The sequence below is a fragment of the Streptococcus sp. 3167 genome, assembly GCF_013277175.1.
GTDB lineage: Bacteria > Bacillota > Bacilli > Lactobacillales > Streptococcaceae > Streptococcus > Streptococcus pseudopneumoniae.
Window position 1 is genome coordinate 1 of sequence record NZ_VMML01000057.1, and the last position, 1,405, is coordinate 1,405.

General features: G+C 41.2%; 1 pseudogene. It reads left to right on the plus strand.

From position 1 onward, the window contains the following. Positions 1 to 567: 567 nt before the first annotated feature. A pseudogene (locus tag HT678_RS08660) lies at positions 568 to 1,246 on the plus strand (reverse transcriptase domain-containing protein); the annotation flags it as partial. Positions 1,247 to 1,405 lie beyond the last annotated feature (159 nt).

Below are 1,405 nucleotides of genomic sequence, written 5' to 3' on the forward strand. Positions count from 1 at the left end.
TGCGGCTAGTTTCCTAGTTTACTCTTTGATTTTCATTGAGTATAAGTCCTTGGTGGGCACCTGCTACCGGTGAACCCAATAGCGATTCCCAAGCCTGACTATCGTGAGGTAGCGGATTAAAACGGTCTGGGGATAGACCGTTTTAAGTCTGACGCTGGAAATAAGAATCGTCAGAGGAAGGGATAGCGAAATCGTGGCTCTACGAACAGGAAGGTGATAGTAAGGCGTATATAGCGGATAGGGGGGGCGCGAAACCTTAAAGTCCAAAAAGGTAGTCGTAACCTATATGCGTAAATCACGAGAGTAATTGAATTCGAACTAAGATTTATCTTTTTCCACTGTAACCTTTTAACGTCCTCATGTCTAGTCTAAACGAGGAAAGATGTAGGACTTATCCCGTGAGCTCTGTCGCTAGAAAGAGAAAACGACAGATCGAAGTAATCCTACTTTACTTGTGTCTGTAAAACGAACGGTCTGATAGAACTGGACTCTGTCACGTATTGACTAGATGAAGGTTCACCAATATAAGATATCCCTCAGGCACCAAAACAAGAAAGGAATAGGCACATGTCAAAATTGCTAGATAAGATAGTATCACGCGAAAATATGCTGGAAGCTTACAATCAAGTAAAATCCAATAAAGGCTCAGCTGGGATTGATGGAATGACTATCGAAGAGATGGATGACTATCTCAGACAAAACTGGCGCTTGACTAAGGAGCTGATAAAACAGAGAAAATACAAACCTCAATCAGTCCTGCGAGTTGAAATCCCCCAACCCAATGGAGGTGTCCTTCAGCTTGGGATTCCGACAGTGATGGATAGGATAATCCAACAAGCCATTGTCCAAGCTCTTAGAGTACTTAAATGACGGCTATGAGTGGATAGTGGATATAGACCTAGAGAAATTTTTCGATAGGGTTCCTCAAGATAGATTGATGTCCTTAGTACATAATATGATCGAAGACGGAGATAGGGAATCCTTGATTCGTAAGTATCTTCATTCAGGTGTTATCATTAACGGTCGGCGTCATAAAACGCTAGTTGGTACACCACAGGGAGGAAATGTATCTCCTCTCTTATCTAATATCATGCTTAATGAATTGGACAAGGAATTAGAAAAGAGGGGACTTCGATTTGTGCGCTACGCAGATGATTGTGTGATGATGGTCGGAAGCGAGGCAGCCGCTAAGCGTGTGATGTATTCAGTTAGTCGTTTTATTGAGAAACGGCTAGGTTTGAAAGTATAGTAAAATGAAATAAGAATAGGACAAACCGATCAGGACAGTCAAATCGATTTCTAACAATGTTTTAGAAGTAGAGGTGTACTATTCTAGTTTCAATCTACTATAATTTGAAGGGGAATACCGTGATTGGCTAATATTTGTTCAAGGACATGATAGTAA